The sequence below is a fragment of the Fibrobacter sp. UWCM genome (assembly GCF_900129735.1).
Lineage (GTDB): Bacteria > Fibrobacterota > Fibrobacteria > Fibrobacterales > Fibrobacteraceae > Fibrobacter.
In genome coordinates this window covers 1-16,046 of sequence record NZ_FQWR01000003.1, presented here as the reverse complement: position 1 = coordinate 16,046, position 16,046 = coordinate 1, and the positions used below count along the sequence as shown (strand labels likewise).

Sequence of the window (16,046 nt, the reverse complement as noted above, 5' to 3'; positions counted from 1 at the left end):
AAATTACTTGGATTCAGCGGCTTCCTTGGTGGCCTTCTCGGCGGCATGCTCGAGGCGCGCAGGCTTGCCGGCAAGATTACGCAACAGCCCGAAGAGAGCCGAAAGTTCGTTGCGCGTGGGGTGCAGGCGCTGCACGAGCGTATTGAGGAAGTTGTCGCGCCACGCCTGGTCATGGTACTGCCCCGTCAAGTAGCGGTCGAGGAACTTCTTGAATCCGTCAATCTGCTGGATAGTCGCGGGAGCCGTCTCGCACGCGCCCTTCGTGCCACGCTTCGCACGGCCTTCCCCGTTCGCAAGCGCTCCGCTGCGGCAGAGTTCATACAGGCCAATAGAAACCGCCTGCCCCAGGTTGAGGCTCATGAGTCCCGGCACCGGGATTTCGCACTGGTACGTGCAGGCGTTTACCTCCTCGAGCGCAAGCCCGCAGGATTCGCGCCCGAACACGAGCGCAATCGTGCCGTCTTCGGGGAGCAATTCCGAAAGGTTCTGCACCATCGTGTGCTTGATGGAACTTGCGAAAATGCGGCGGCTGTACGCGACCGCGCAGGAGCAGTCGCCGATGGCATCCTCGAACCTGTGGACCACATGGGCGTTGTCCAGAATATCATGGCTGTTTGCCGCCGTGTGGTAGGAATTTTCAATCACCTTGTCGCGCTTCGGGTAGACGATATACAGTTCCGGCAACGCATAGCAATGCATGGCGCGCGCGACAAAGCCCACGTTATGGGGATGTTCCGGTTCTACTAGGACAACTCTAAATTTACGCATAGTTATTAGTCAATAGTTATTGGTCAATAGTTTCTCTTGTATCAAGAATCTTTTTTTCTTCTTGTGTCAGGTTCTGTTTCAAACGTGTTATCATTTTTCCAATTGAATGCATCATATCAAATAAATCTTTTTGTTCCCCAGCAATATAGCCTAATTTCATCGCTATAATAATTTGAGTTTCTAATTCAGCTAAAGACCCTTGTGCAATCGATAAAAAATGAGAGAACTGCTGGTGATATTTTCTAGCCTGTCCTTCAGCAATATTGCTTGGAATGGAAACCGCACTCCGTCTTATTTGTGAAACCAATCCATACATTTCTTCTTTCGGGAAAAGATTTGTCAAAGAATAAATTTCAATAGTAAGGTCAATAGCCTTTTGCCAAACAACCAGGTCCTTATAACTATTCATGCATTCTTTTCCAAAAAAACTAATGACTATTGACTACTGACTAATGACCACTTACCTTCCAGTTAAACCCTTTCCCGCGGATTTCGTTCTCAATCGTTTCGCCGGGCTGAATTTCTGCGCCGGAATAAATCACAGAATGCTTCGCGGTTACGCCCGCGGGCAGTTCCACGCCGGGTACGACGACGGCTTCGTTCGGGTCACGGCCCAGTTCCTCAAGGCGCGCCTCCACCGCGTGCATCAAGCCCTCGGGCGACCCCATGTCTATCCAGGTGGCATTCAGCTGGCTCATGTCCACGAAGGGCGCGCGGCCTGCGGCAATTTCCTGCTTCCAGAATTCACGTATATCGAATTCGCCTTCCCGTATGCGCGAGAGGGCCGCGTCGCTGTACCACGACACGCCGGAAAACGTCGCGGGGGTGCCTTCCGTAGCACCGAACCGCCCGGCAATGCCCGCCAGGCGACCGTCAGCGCCCACCCGGAAGGTGTTCACCTGCGGGAAGTCCACCGCAAGGAGCGCTACCTGCGGGCCGTTTTCTAAAGATGCCCGCGCCACGGCGCTTTCCACAAACTTCTTCAGGTCAAAACTGCAATAGGCGTCGCCGTTCATCACGAGCAGGCCACCGCGGTAACCCGCAGCATAAATGCGGTGGAGCGGCCCCGCCGTCCCGAGAATTTCGGGCTGTTCCACCCACACCTTCTCGAATCCGAGAGTCTCGCCCGCCGCGACCACCTGCTCTGCCAGGTAATGCGCGTTCGCATGCAGTCGCACGTTGCCAATCGCACGCGCCTTCCGGGCCTGCAAATCGAGAATCGAAGCATCCACCACGGGCACGAGCGGCTTGGGCACATCGTTCGTGAGCGGGCGAAGCCGCGTCCCGAGCCCCGCCGCCAGAATCAAGACATTCAGGGAACAGTTTTCCATTGCCTCAAATGTAGAAAAATAAAAAATGTATATTCAAAACTGTGAGAAGACTCAACCTAAATAAGGATTCCCTGTAATGTTCTGTCCGAACTGTGGTGAGCATTACAATTTCTCTGAGCCCCGCTGCCCTTGGTGCGGAGCGTCAAAGCCTCATAAAGAATCTTCTAACGAAAAAGATGAGACAGTCGAGATCGACGAAAAAAAACTCCCGCTCAAGACACGACTGTATTCCAAGCGCTATGTCGCAGCGCTTATTTTATTCATAATAGGAATCACAAGTCTTACCGTAATAACGAGAGATGCTTTTATTGCTGAATATCCGGATATAATAGACTACAATTCCCCTTACTTTATTGCATTCGTTTTCTTATTAAGCCTTCCCTTTCTAGGAATCTTGGGATACATGTACGACAGTGAGCAAAAGAATAATCCACGAGATGACTCTAAGAACGACCTTGTTTCTATGTTCAAAACGCAGTTGCAATTCTATTATCTGGCTCCATTCAAGTACGGCTACCGTTGTATAAAAGAACGAAACTACAAAGGCCTGGCCCTTTTTGCAACATTCATTTCAGTAATTGCATTTTTATTTGTCTAGGAGCTACCGGGCAATATTCACGCGATGCACCGCCGAACCTGCACGCACAAGATACGAGCCGGCCCGTTCCACCTGGAAATCGAGCCCGCGCCGCCCCTGCAAATAGCCGGAACGCAGCACCCTGCCCTGCATATCCATGATGGCGACAGAAGCGCCGTCCGTTCCCGATACGTGAACGTTGCGACCCGACACCTGCACATGGAATTTTGCACCCGCCACAGGCGTAAAGCCCGCAACCCGCGTAGACCCACCAGGCACCTTCACCTCGATATAATCAACGTCCACATGCCCCCAGTTCTTGATGATGGCGAAGGTATTGGCCCCCGCGTTGAGCGACACCTGCACCGGCATATCCTCAAAGGCAGCGGCGGCTCCACCCAAGTTACCCTCAAGCGTTACCGGGAATTCCTGGGATTTTACCTTCGTCCCGTTTACATGGATATCCTGAGTCTTGGCGTTTGAAGCGGTGTTGCTGAAACGGATTACAACCTCATACTTCCCGGCCGCAGGGACACTGATATTGAACGTGATGTTGCCCGTCGTTTCGGTGCGCATGTACTTGCCACCCGACGCAGCATCATTCGTCTTCTCGGTGCACCCGGTGCAAGTCGCGGCCTCCGCCTCATAGCGCACGGCCTCATAGGATTCATTCCCCGCCGAAGAACTGGACGGGCTGACCGAGGAACTGGATGGATTTACCGACGCGCTGGACGGCGGCGCAAATCCCGGCAAATATACGATGCTGGACTCCGGAATCTTGAAAAGCTCCTCGCACTCATTGCGAACTTCCCGTATTTCCTCTACCACGGTATTTTTGCTTTCTACGCAGTCATTCGAATCGATTGCGCTGTTGTCGCACCAGCCGTTCTGCGCGTATTTGTCGACGCTGACCACGTAGCCAACAGCTTTCTCGTATTTTTCAATATTACTCCCAGCCTTATTCCCGTTTGACGGCATCACCACTTCTTCCACAAAATAGTTGAAATGGGGATTGTAATAAGGCAGCCCCTGTTTTTTGGAATTATAGAAGTAGTTTCCGGTAACAGTCCAAGAAGCGCCCTTCATGTCGATATTTGCGTCGTCATAGGACACTTCACCGTTGTAATCAAGACTGTCCCCAATGAACATATTGCCCTGGACAAATCCCCTGACCGTTCCTTCCTTCACGTCGATGTTCTCGGCAGTAGTCCCGCTGACGATGTTGCATGTGATTTTCGTATCGTTCACGCGCCAGTCATAGCCGCTATAGCGATGTTGTGAGGCGTCAGTCCCCCAAAAGCCAGCATCCCTGTCGGCCTGCTGGGAAGAGGCCCACCCCGTATTGTAGGTTCCGACATAGATGCCTTCACCGTACTTGGCAATTTCATAGCCAGAACCGTGGATAAAGTTGCGGTTCAGTGTCACCTGCTGGCTGGAATCGCGAACATGGACAATCTCGTTTCCCGTGTGATACACCTCGCAGTCTTCCATCAGAGCCCCGACGGAATTGTCGAATACCACGCCCTTGCTGAAGGAATGAATTTTCAGGTTTTTTAGGATAACGTAATTTCCCGTTACGTGAATGCCGTAGTTGTGCTTGTAATCGGAACTGAAAATCTCCGGAGGATTCTTTGGATCCGAACCGGCAAGGACAACGGGATTGGCCTTCGTGCCATCGGCACCGAGCCAGATGAGGCCGCAGTCGCGACCAGTCTCGTTCACGAACTTGTCGTTCTTGCAGTTGGATGTGGGCAGTTCATACTTGCCCGGGGTAACCCAGATGGTATCGCCCGCCTTCGCGCCAAGCGTCGCCGAAGTGAGGTCGGCGACGGTAGAAACATTGACCTGGTTTGCAAATACCGCCGTAGAAGAAACAAGCGCAGAAGCGCAGATAATGCGCATTACCGTAACGAAAGATTTTTCCATAAACACCTCCATTCAGTTTCCTTCTTTTGAATATATATCCATGACCGCGCCTGTGCAAATATTTCGCAAAAATTTCTAAATTGTGTGACACTATGAGCATTTCTATCCCCCAGTTGCCCAAGGGCACGCGCGATTTTTACCCGGAAGCACAACGCATCCAGAACTACATTTTTGATACCTGGCGCCAAGTCGCCGAATCCTTTGCCTACGAAGAATATGAAGGCCCGATGTTTGAGCATCTGGAGCTATACACCGGCAAGTCCGGCGAAGAAATCGTAAGCCAGCTCTATAACTTCAAGGACAAGGGCGACCGCGAAATCGCGCTCCGCCCCGAAATGACCCCGACGCTCGCCCGCCTCGTGATCCAGAAGGCCCGCGAGCTCAAGAAGCCATTCAAGTGGTTCAGCATGCCGCGCCTTTTCCGCTACGAGAAGGCTCAAAAGGGCCGCCTGCGCGAGTTCTTCCAGTTGAACATGGACATTATCGGCACCGAGAGCATCTACGCCGAAGCCGACCTGATGGCATCCATCGCGACGATGCTCCGCAAGTTCGGCCTCAAGGACGGCGAATTTGCGATTGGCGTTTCGAGCCGCAAACTTTTGGCCACCTACCTCGAAGAGATTGGCGCCCCGAACCCGGCGCTCGTTTACCCGGTGCTTGACCGCCGCCTGAAAATCGGGCCCGAGGCCTTTGCCAAGGCCCTCACCGAAGCAGGCCTCAGCGAAACGCAGATCAAACAGCTCGATGACTTCATGAGCTGCAAGAGCATCGAAGAAGTCCGCGCCGCCGTGAAGAGTGAAAATGCGACCGCCGCCCTCGCCGAAATCGAGGACCTGTTCGCCACGCTGACTGCAGCCGGTTACGGCGAATGCGTGAACCTCGACCTTAGTATCGTGCGCGGCCTCGCCTACTACACGGGCATCGTGTTCGAGGTGTTCGACAAGGGCAAGTCCATGCGCGCCATCGCTGGCGGTGGCCGTTACGACAGCCTCACCGAAAAGCTCGGCGGCGAACGCATCCCGGGCGTGGGATTCGGCATGGGCGACGTGGTCTTGGCAGACCTGCTCGCCGAACACAACTTGTTGCCCAGCCCCAAGCAGAGCGTGGACTTCTACATTGCAAGCTTCACGAACGACATGAAGAAGGTCTTCGAAACCGCCCAGATGTTCCGCGACGCGAAGTTCGGCAACTGCTCCGTAAGCCACCCGCTCGCCCCCATGAAGATGGGCAAGCAACTCGACCAGGCGAACTACCAGGGCGCAAAGATTGTCGTCTACGTGGACGGTTCCAAGGCCGGCGCAGGCGAATTCGAATACAAGGACATGCGCGTGGGCGAAATGCTCGTGGGCAGTCCCGACGCGATTGTCGAACGCAGCAAGAAAGTTATCGAATCCAAGAACGCATAAGGAGATCCCCGGTTGATCCTATCGCCACTACGTGGCTCCAGGATGACAGGGAGAAAAATTCATGACGCCTTTCAAAACATTCCTCAGCATTTTAAGCCTGTTCGTCGTGCTAGGCCTCATGGCGTGGCTCTACCCGGCAAGCGGCATCACCATTGCAGACACCACCTTCAGGTTCCCGGCCCTCACGGACATCTTCGAAAAGCAGGACCCCAATGCCGTCGCCGAAGAAGACAACGCCGAGACCGACCCGCAGAAGGCTATAGAGGAAATGATGGCGGCCACGCAGGCGAAGGAACTCGCGGCATTCTCCGACTCGCTGAAATTCTACGAGGACTTCTTCAAGAACGGGCGCAACAGGTTCGACCTGCCGAACAACGACCCCACATGGTTTGACCGCCTGTTCCTGCACCTGGAACTCGCCAAGATCGATTCGAACATCGTGCATATCATGCACTACGGCGACTCGCAGCTCGAAGAAGACCGCATATCCTCCACCATCCGCGAAGACCTGCAGAAGGAATTCGGCGGTGGCGGCCCGGGCATGCTCCCCGCAGTGCTGAACATCCCGTCGCAGACAACAAGCGTGTGGAATAACGGCGACCTCACCCGCTTCATCATGTTCGGGACCGAAGAGGACCGCGCCGACCACAACCGCTATGGTCCGCTCGCGCAGGTCAGCAAGTTGCAGGGTAGCGCCGTCATCGGCATCAAGAAACGCGAAGACAAGGATGGCAAGTTCACACACGTGGGCGGCTACGGCACCATCAAGGTTCTCGCCAGCAGGCGCGGCAACCTGAAGGTTCGCCTCGCCTACGAAGCCACCGTCATCGAAAACGAAGGCACCGACAAGGAAAAGCGCAAGAAGAAATTCGTGGACGCCCCCGCCCCCACAGACGAAAAGTTCAACAAGCTCCGCGTGTTCACGTGGAAACTCCCCGACACCACGTCTAACGCGAAGGTGTACCTCTCCGGCAACGCAGAAATCTACTCCGTCTCTGTCGACGGCCCCTACGGTGTCGCAGTCGATAACGTCGCCATGCGCGGCAGTTCGGGCACGGTATTCAGCCGCATGGACAAGGAACTCCTCGCCGAATCGTTCAAGGCGATGAACGCCCGCCTCATCATCATGGAATACGGCGGAAACCTCGTCCCGAGCATCAACAAGAGCAACATCGAATACAACAAGAACCTCATCGCGAAGCAAATCCAGACCATCCAGAATGCAAACCCCGATGCAGACATCCTGTTTATCGGCCCCGCCGACATGGCACGCCAGATAGACGGCAAGATGAAGAGTTACCCCGGCCTGTTGCCCACCATCGAGTTCCTCCGCGAAGTAGCACTCGAGAACGGTGCCGCCTACTGGGACATGTACCGCGTGATGGGTGGCGAAGGCTCCATGCGCAAGTGGGTCAAGCAGTCCCCGCCGCTCGCCGGTGCCGACTACATCCATTTCAGCCGCAGGGGTGCCGCCTACATGGGTGAACTCTTCGTCAACGCGCTGCGCATGCATTACGACTACTTCAAGTTCCGCGACAAGCACAAGATTGACGACGCGAAGTTGAAGGATATCCAAAAGCTCAAGGCGGAGGCCGCTCAATGAAAGGACTTTCGCGCATACTCGGCATCCTGACATTCGCCATCTCGGCAACTGCGCTTTTCGCAGCACCTCCGGTCTCTACGCCCGCAGGCTACATCGTCGACTTCACCAAATACGACTTCATCGATTCTACGCTCAACATCATACAGTTCCCGAGCGGCAAGGAATCGTTCGAGCCTTTCTTCCAGAAGATGGATTCGCTCGTGTTCGAGAACAAGGGCAAGGTCAACATCCTGCACATCGGCGGTTCGCACATCCAGGCCGACGTCATATCGGGCCGTATCCGCGAGCACCTCGTGAAAGAATACCCGGGTGCCTCTGCAGGCCGCGGGTTCGTTTTCCCGTATTCTGCCGCCCGCACCAACACGCCCTCCAGCTACGGCTCGCAGTACAAGGGCATCTGGGACATGAGCAAGAACGTGCTCCGCGAAGTCAAGAAACCGCTCGGGCTCCTCGGGATTGCCGTCAGCACGTCTGACCCGCGCGCCGAATTCACGCTACTGCTCGACAAGTACAACTCCGCTCCGGTCTACGCCGAAACAAAGTTCCGCCTCTTCGGGTACAGCGACAGCAACAACGTCGTCCCCGTACTCGTAGTCGATTCGGTGGATATCAAGGGAGTACGCGATTCCGCCACGCAGAGCTACGTGTTCAAGAGCCCCCGCCCGATAGACACGCTCCATTTTGCCTTCCGCTGGTCCGATACCGCCCTCCAGGCAAAGGTCGCGCAGTACCTCGTCGATTCGCTTGTACAAGATTCAATCTACCGCGCAAGCCTAGACACGCTTAACGCAGATTCTACCGCAGACAGCACCGCAAAAAAGAACGCGCTTCCCGAAAATCAGGAAGCCTCCGCGGATTCCATGTTCCAGGGCAACTGCGACATCTTGGATACGACCTGCCTCGAGAAGGAAGAACCCAAGAACGACCTGCTCGCCGCATGCCGCGTCTTCCTGGATTCCGCCAGGCAGGCCGACTCTACGGCCGCGCGTGACACCGCCGCCCGCGATTCCTCGCTCGCAGGCGACTCCACCCGCACTGCGGATTCTACCGTCATCGCAGACACATTGCAGAAGGCAATCTGCGATTCGCTCGTCGCGCTATCTGAAACACTCTCCTTCACGCGCCCGCGCTTCACCATGACAGGCGTCATCTCGGAATCCGACTACCCGGGCATCGTATACACGAACGTGGGCATCAACGGCGCACGCATCGCGCACTACTTCGAAGAAACCTGCCCGCTGTTCGAGAAGGAACTCGCCTTCCTCAAGCCCGACCTCGTGATATTTGCGATAGGCATCAACGACGCGAACGTCGAGAAATTTGACGACAAGACCTTCCGCAACAACTACGACATCCTCATCGAGCGCATACGGCGCGTGAACCCGAATGCCGCGTTCATTTTCGAGACAAACAACGACATGTACCGCAAGGTGCGCAAGCGCCGCTACGTGCAGCACCCCGTAGGCGAACAGGCCCGCAAGGCGTTCTTCTTGCTTGCCGAAAAGCACAAGGCCGGCGTTTGGGACAAGTTCTCCCTGATGGGGGGCCTCGGTTCCATGGCCAAGTGGGAAAAGGCAAGCCTCGCGAAAAAGGACAAGATTCACTTCAACATGGCGGGCTACCACCTGCTCGGCGACATGTTCTACAAGGCGCTCATCGACGCCTACCAGGAACACATCGCGAACCTCCCTGCCCTCGAACCGACTCCGAAGAAGGAGGAGGAAAAAAAGAAAAAATAAAAGATCCCCGGCCAAGCCGGGGATGACAATAAACACTAGGTTTTGCACCCTCTAGAACAAATGCTTGACTACATAATACCTTACCTCACACGCACGTTTGCTTTCGACCCGAACAGCCCGCTACTCTTTACGCAGTTCTATTTCTGGGGTTTCTTCGCAGTCGTTTTCGCCGTCTTCTCGCTCGTCCACCGCAAACTCCTGCTCCGCAACGCATTCCTGTTTGCGACAAGCCTCTTCTTCTACTACAAGACAAGCGGCAGCTACGTTTGCATTCTCCTCTTCTGCGTGGTCGCGAACTTCTTTATCGGCAAGTGGATCGAGAAGGCGCAGGCGCATTGGAAAAAGAAACTCCTGATGATTATCGTCGTCATCATCGACCTGCTCGTCCTCTGCTACTACAAGTATTCCTACTTCTTCCTCGACGCCCTCTACGACTTTACCGGCATCGAGTTGCATGTATACAACTTCTTTGCCGCCGCAAGCAACAAGATGTTCGGCACGCACTCGCTCGTCGATACCATCATTCTGCCCGTGGGTATCTCGTTCTTCACGTTCCAGGCGATGAGCTACTGCATCGACATCTACCGCGGTAAAATCAAGCCCGTCACGAACATCCTCAACTTCGGTTTCTACCTCTCGTTCTTCCCGCAGCTCGTCGCGGGCCCCATCGTGCGCGCCGACAAGTTCGTCCCGCAGCTCTACAAGCCATATTTTCTCCCGCGCCGCACCTTCGGTATCGCCGTATTCTGGATTCTGAACGGCCTCGGCAAGAAGATTATCCTGAGCGACTACCTCGCGACAAACTTCGTGGACCGCGTGTTCGACCAGCCGTTACTTTATACGGGCCTCGAGAACCTCATCGCGCTCTTCGCTTACTCCCTGCAGGTCTACGCCGACTTCTCGGGCTATACCGACATCGCCATCGGCGTCGCCCTCCTGATGGGTTTCCGCCTGCCGCAAAACTTCAACAGCCCCTACAAGGCGCTCTCCCCCACCGAATTCTGGCGCCGTTGGCACATCAGCCTTTCCAGCTGGTGGCGCGATTACCTGTATATCCCGCTGGGCGGTAACCGCAACGCGACTCTCGGCACGTTCTTCTGGATGGGCTTCCTGAGCCTTGTGGCCATCATGCTTTCGGGCAGCGTGTGGGTAGCCGTCGCCCTCATCGCGCTGTTCCTCTACATTTCCATTTACGCGTATTTCAAGCCCGATTCCCGCAAGTTCATCACCACCAACATGAACGCCATGGCCACGCAAATCGTAGGCGGCTGGTGGCACGGTGCCAGCTGGAACTTCATTATCTGGGGCGGCCTCAACGGCTTTGGCCAGGTGTTCAACAAAATCTGGTGCAAGCGCAGCATCACCTTCCGCGCGAGCGCCGCATTCATCCTGTTCGCGGCAAGCGCCATCATCTTCAAGAACTACCACATCGCCATCTTCGCGATTACCGCCGTCTATTTCGGCGTGCTGTTCTTCGGCATCTATTCCGTGCTTATCTTCCGCCTCTTCAGCCAGAAGACGTACCACTGGCTCTATGTGGCATGGAACGTGACGCTCACCTTCGTGTTCATCACCTTCACGCGACTCTTCTTCCGCGCAGGCTCGAATCTCGACCCCGCCGAGGCAAACGAAGTCGCCTGGAACACCGCGAAGAACATGGTCCAGCAGATGGGTACCGCCTGGAAGTGGGATACCCTTGGAACCATCGCCTGGCAGCACATCAACATCATCCTCGTGTTTATCGCGGGCATGCTCATCCACTGGGTTCCCAAGAAGTGGAAGAGCCGCTACCGCATCGCGTTCGCATCGCAGCCCATCCCCCTGATGGTGCTCAGCACGGCGTTCATCATCTTCGTGATTTACCAGTTCATGAGCGCGGACAGCTGCCCGTTCATCTACTTCCAGTTCTAGTTTAGACGAAAAATTCGGGTGTGGCGGCGTGGAAGAACTAGATCGACAGAATCGCGCATTCGAAAAAAGGCTCAAGCGGCAGGTTATAGGAAAGCCTCACCGCTTCTTGGCTATTGCCCCGCTCGGGTTCGAGCAGACGTTTGTCCGGGAGTTCAATACCCTCGGGATTCAAACAACCATATGCGACCCCGGCATCGCGCAGGCCTCTAACCGCCCGCAAGTCGTTGGCGACGGCAAGGTGGAATTCACCGCAAAGATTACCGAAGCCTGGAAGGCCGTCGCATACACGCGCGTCGCGAACCGCATCATGATGCACATTGCCGACTTCAAGGCAGAAAACTTCCGCGACCTAGAGAAAAAGGCCTCCGAAATCCCGTGGGAACTGTACCTGCACCATACCGAAGCGCCCCACCATCGTCATACCGAAGCCTTGCGTAGCAAGGCAAGTGTATCCACCGAGCAAAGCATGGACTCCCTTGCCCCTGCGGGGCTTCGGAATGACAACCAAACAGAAGAACCGCAAATACACATCCACGTCACTTGCAAGCATTCGCGGCTATACCACAGCGACGCCGTCGCCGAACGTTTGTACAAAGTAATTGAAGGGGGAAGCCTCCCCCTCGCTTCTGCCACACGTCATCCCCGCCCATTCGACATGCTCAGGGCAGGCTCCGGCGGGGATCTCCCTGTGTCATTTACTACCCCCTCTGCGGGCGGACAGCACTTAGGAGCTTGCTCCTTAGTGCGCATGGCCACCAAGGTGGGGACACCCCGCAACGCCCCGCCCCAAAATCTCTACGTTACCCTCGTCGACGACCGATGCACCCTCTGGCTCGACCTCGCGGGCGAAGAGCTGTACAAGCGCGGGCACGAGCGGTTCGTAAACGACGCCCCACTCAAGGAGACAATTGCCGCCGCGATGCTCTTCGAAGCCATCGAGTTTGCCACCGCGCCATCATTGGATCCTTCGACTACGCCCTCAAGGGCTTCGCTCAGGATGACTCAATGCTGTCTACTTGACTTAATGTCAGGGAGCGGCACGTTCAGTCTCGAGGCCGCCTACATGGCAAGCGGGCTCATCCCCGGCAAGTGCCGCGACTTCGCACTCAAGCACCAGCCCGCATTCAAGCCCGCCACCTGGAAGCATATTGTTTCTTCTATGGATTCACTTGCCCCTACGGGGCTGCGGAATGACTATAAGAAAGCGCAAGTGTGTCCAATCGCAAAAATCATCACCAGCGACATCTCAGAACGCGCCGTAAACATCATCCGCCACAACGTAGAATGCAGCCCCCTCGCGCAGTCCCCGACCTGCGAACAAACTGCAACAAGCATCAGCCCGCAACTTCGCGACTTCTTCACCTACACCGCGAAAGAAATCGCCGATGCATGCTGTGCCCGAAATAACGCCAGCATCCCCGCGACCCGCGATAAAGATAAACACGCGACCTGCGATAAACACGCAGCCAGCGACAACGATACACAACCCGTCATCGTACTGAACCCGCCGTACGGCAAGCGCCTCGACTTCGACGCACCCGCACTCTACACCCGCATCGGCAAAAAGCTCGCGGAACTCGCCCGCGAACTCGAACCCTTCGGCAAAAAACTGACCGTCGCCATCCTCGCCCCCAACGACGACCCGCGCCCCGGCAGCAAGTTCACCTGCACCGCGAACCTCCTGCGCGAATGCCCAGCACTCGACCCGCAGCGCAACCCCTCCGCAAGGCGCATCGCCACAAGCCACGGCGGCCTCGGCCTGGGTGCATTCATCGCACAAATCTAGGCCGTTTTACCGCCCCCGAAAAGCATTTTTCCGATACGAAAATTCCCGCATCCGTTACGAAAAATATACACTTCCGAAATAAGGAACACCTGGGGAACACTTTGTCTTGATAAACATCACTCTAACCAAATTTTTACATCGCAAATCAGCCATATAAATATATTTTTGGCGTGAATGTTTGGGCATATAACGAGGTAAATTATGAAAGTTCCGTTTTTCAAGTCTTTGATTGTTGCAGGCGCACTGGTGTTTGCGTGGAACTGCACCAACGACGACAATATCAGCACCCCGGTAGTTCAGCCGGGTGCCGACCAGTTTGCTGCCGTCACTATCCCTAGCTGGATTTTCGAAGGCGACCAGACCTACATCATCACGCCGACCGAAGCAGGGTTCTACGTTGCCGACAAAGCCGGGAACCCCGTCGGCTCATACGACCCGGCATCAGGCGTCGTTTCCGACGTAGCTGGAACACCCATTGCATCCATCCCGGACCTCTCTCAGCTCTCGGTACTTACCCCGGACCAGACGATTATCAACCCCGATGGCTCGATTACGGACCTGGCGGGCAACCCCATCGTCACGCCTGTAGAACCGGATCCCGGTAGCCAGGGTGGCGAAGACCCGATTCCGGGTACCCCGGACCCGGTAATTACCAGTTCGGATACTCCGGTCATCCCGGAATCTTCCGCAACGATCAACCCCGAACAGCCGACATCCTCCGCTGTCCAGCCGCAGCCCAAGTCTTCGTCTTCTGCCAAGCAGGAGCAGCCGAAGTCTTCCGCAACCCCATCAAACGGTCAGTGTGATGGCCAGTGCTTCGACGCCCCGTCGGGCAAGTGCGTTGCCCACTACGCAAGTCTTAAGGGCCCCCACGAAGAACAGTACGCTTACGACAACACCTGCGCCCTAAAATGCTATTACGACCCGAATGGCAAGGAATGCAAGGATATGGGCGCAGGCACCGCACCCAAGTCCTCTAACAGCGTAAAGTCCAGTTCCAGCGCAAAGTCCTCGAGCAGCGCCAAATCGAGTTCTAGCGCAAAGTCCTCCAGCAGCGCAAAGAGCAGTTCTTCTAACGCTCCGGCCTCCAGCGCTACCCCGAGTGGCGGAAATGACGCCGAAGCCTCCAAGTATATTGATAAGGGCAAGGGCGGCCAGCAGGGCTGGGCTACCCGTTACTGGGACTGCTGTATGCCGAGCTGCGGCTGGAACGAGAATGCCGGTGGCAACCCGACCAAAACCTGCGACGCCAAGGGCAAGAACCCCATCGGCAGCGGTAGCGGTAGCATTTGCTCTGGCGGGCAGGGAACTACTTGTACAAGCCAAATTCCTATAATCGCAAGCGACAAGGTCGCCTACGCCTTCGCGGCTGTTCCGGCTGCTGACGGCGGCAAGTGCGGCAAGTGCTTCGCCCTTACCTTCACTGGTACCGGCAAGTACGAGACAAAGGCCAACCACAAGGCTCTCGCAGGCAAGACCCTCGTCGTTATGGCATCGAACATCGGTGGCGACGTGAACCACGGTCAATTTGACGTGATGATCCCCGGTGGCGGCAAAGGCGCCTTCGACGGTTGTAGCCAGATGGGCTGGGGCAGCCAGGGCAAACAATATGGCGGTCTCCTCTCCGACTGTGAAGAATCTGTCGGCTACGACGGCGACCTCCTGACCAAGCGCAAGGAATGCCTCACCAACAAGTGCAACGAAGTATTCAAGAATGACTCCGAAGCAAAGCAAGGCTGCCTATTCCTTGCAACATGGATGGAAGCCGCAGGTAACCCGAACCACGAATTCAAGGAAGTCGAATGCCCGCAGGCACTCAAGGCCAAGTGGTAATTTGAAAACAAGCAATGTTTAAAAGACCTCGGCTGTACCGGGGTCTTTTTTTCATCGTCACACCGAAGCCCCACAGGGGCAAGAGTGTGATACTCTTGTCGTGCTTCGCGCGCCGGCGGTATGACGTTAGAACATATCTCGAATCGAGAACTTCCGCAGTTTAATACGGATAGGGAGCGTGCGGGCAAAGGTCCGCCAGTAGGCGACCTCCGCCCAGAACACCTCCACCGGAGAGAACGGGCTGAACTTGATGGCACGCCAGCGCCTGCCAATCCAGCGCGTAAGGAAATTCCTGTATTTCACGTTGAAATAGAAGCCGAAGTTTCCGCCGGCAAGCACAATCTCGAGCATGCGACCGCCAAGCCGCTCATTGGGGGCGCACAGCATACACTCGCGTTCGAGCCCGTAAATATGCCCCAGCAACCACATCAGGGCCCTGGACACGCGCAGCAGGCCGAACCTGCGGAGGTTCTTCGCGATTTCGAGACGGTCGCTGTCGCTCGCCTGCCGCAAAAGCACGTAGTAGTCGGTAATCTGCTTCAGGCCTATACCGCCCGCCATAAAGTGAGTCTGGATGTGCGCCAGCTGCATCGCCAGCGCAAACTTGAGCGACGGGACATAGAACCCCTCCGGCACAAGTTCGGTCTTCAAAATCTCGCTTTGCAGGAAACGCATTAATCGTTTGTCTGCAAACGGGTTCCGGTTCCCGGACGAAGGCAAAAAGTGCGCCTCCACCGTAACCGCAGCCGCATCGTGGGCCAAGTGAACGTGATGCCTCGAAACGCGCACGTTGAGTTTCCGCTTCGCCTCGGCGTACTTTTCCTCATACGTCATCTTGCGGCCAGTAATCGCCTGCGGTTCGGGCTCCATCAGGCCGAGCCTGCGCAGCAAGCCGGTAACGGAATCGCGCCCGCCGTCTATCCAGATGTCGATGTCCCCGCACTGCCGCATGAACTTGTCCGGGTACAGGCGCGCATTCGCAGCACCCTTCAGGATGGCAGTCCGCCTCCCCTCGCCCGCAAACAGCTCCGTAAGCCGCCTGGCCTCGTCGTTCACCAGGCGGTTATGCCCGGTAACGTATATTTTCTTTCGCAAATTCCGCTAAGGGGGTAAAAAAATAGGATGTTCCAATTTTTAGATTTGAAATAACCACAAATCAAACACAA

The 16,046-nt window shown here is 55.7% G+C and carries 12 protein-coding genes; 7 read left to right on the top strand and 5 right to left on the bottom strand.

What is annotated here, in order from left to right; translation table 11 throughout:
- Positions 1–3: 3 nt before the first annotated feature.
- Genes BUB22_RS02665 through BUB22_RS02655 form a run of 3 tightly spaced genes read right to left on the bottom strand, consistent with a single transcriptional unit; the run spans position 4 to position 2,099 of the window.
- Positions 4–768, bottom strand: a complete 765-nt coding sequence (locus BUB22_RS02665) for an RNA methyltransferase (RefSeq protein WP_073113816.1) — start codon at positions 766–768, stop codon at positions 4–6.
- 16 nt (positions 769–784) lie between these two features.
- Positions 785–1,177 (bottom strand): four helix bundle protein, encoded by a 393-nt coding sequence (locus tag BUB22_RS02660; protein WP_073113815.1) that lies wholly within the window; start codon positions 1,175–1,177, stop codon positions 785–787.
- 40 nt (positions 1,178–1,217) lie between these two features.
- The gene (locus BUB22_RS02655) at positions 1,218–2,099 is read right to left on the bottom strand and encodes a sugar phosphate nucleotidyltransferase (RefSeq protein WP_254794605.1); all 882 of its coding nucleotides are present in this window, start codon (positions 2,097–2,099) and stop codon (positions 1,218–1,220) included.
- 76 nt (positions 2,100–2,175) lie between these two features.
- On the opposite strand from BUB22_RS02655, the gene BUB22_RS02650 reads away from it, so the two are divergent.
- The gene (locus BUB22_RS02650; RefSeq protein ID WP_073113814.1) at positions 2,176–2,697 is read left to right on the top strand and encodes a hypothetical protein; all 522 of its coding nucleotides are present in this window, start codon (positions 2,176–2,178) and stop codon (positions 2,695–2,697) included.
- A gap of 3 nt (positions 2,698–2,700) precedes the next feature.
- Here BUB22_RS02650 and BUB22_RS02645 read toward each other — a convergent pair whose 3' ends face one another.
- The gene (locus BUB22_RS02645; protein ID WP_175547219.1) at positions 2,701–4,602 is read right to left on the bottom strand and encodes a CBM35 domain-containing protein; all 1,902 of its coding nucleotides are present in this window, start codon (positions 4,600–4,602) and stop codon (positions 2,701–2,703) included.
- A 92-nt stretch (positions 4,603–4,694) separates the two neighbouring features.
- On the opposite strand from BUB22_RS02645, the gene hisS reads away from it, so the two are divergent.
- The 6 genes from hisS (at position 4,695) to BUB22_RS02615 (ending at position 14,880) form a co-directional block, all read left to right on the top strand.
- Complete coding sequence (hisS, locus tag BUB22_RS02640; protein ID WP_073113812.1) at positions 4,695–6,008, top strand: histidine--tRNA ligase; 1,314 nt, start codon at positions 4,695–4,697, stop codon at positions 6,006–6,008.
- Between the two features lie 61 nt (positions 6,009–6,069).
- Positions 6,070–7,611, top strand: coding sequence for an SGNH/GDSL hydrolase family protein (locus BUB22_RS02635; protein ID WP_073113811.1), 1,542 nt, complete (start codon positions 6,070–6,072; stop codon positions 7,609–7,611).
- Positions 7,608–9,350 (top strand): GDSL-type esterase/lipase family protein, encoded by a 1,743-nt coding sequence (locus BUB22_RS16980; protein ID WP_254794604.1) that lies wholly within the window; start codon positions 7,608–7,610, stop codon positions 9,348–9,350. Before BUB22_RS02635 ends, BUB22_RS16980 begins: the two co-directional genes overlap by 4 nt.
- Before the next feature lie 60 nt (positions 9,351–9,410).
- The gene (locus tag BUB22_RS02625) at positions 9,411–11,261 is read left to right on the top strand and encodes an MBOAT family O-acyltransferase (RefSeq protein WP_073113810.1); all 1,851 of its coding nucleotides are present in this window, start codon (positions 9,411–9,413) and stop codon (positions 11,259–11,261) included.
- Positions 11,262–11,289: 28 nt separating this feature from the next.
- Positions 11,290–13,047, top strand: a complete 1,758-nt coding sequence (locus tag BUB22_RS02620; protein ID WP_073113809.1) for a hypothetical protein — start codon at positions 11,290–11,292, stop codon at positions 13,045–13,047.
- Between the two features lie 201 nt (positions 13,048–13,248).
- On the top strand, positions 13,249–14,880 hold the full coding sequence (locus BUB22_RS02615; protein ID WP_073113808.1) for a hypothetical protein: 1,632 nt from the start codon (positions 13,249–13,251) through the stop codon (positions 14,878–14,880).
- 126 nt (positions 14,881–15,006) lie between these two features.
- Here BUB22_RS02615 and BUB22_RS02610 read toward each other — a convergent pair whose 3' ends face one another.
- The gene (locus BUB22_RS02610) at positions 15,007–15,975 is read right to left on the bottom strand and encodes a nucleotidyltransferase family protein (RefSeq protein WP_073113807.1); all 969 of its coding nucleotides are present in this window, start codon (positions 15,973–15,975) and stop codon (positions 15,007–15,009) included.
- Between the last annotated feature and the right edge of the window lie 71 nt (positions 15,976–16,046).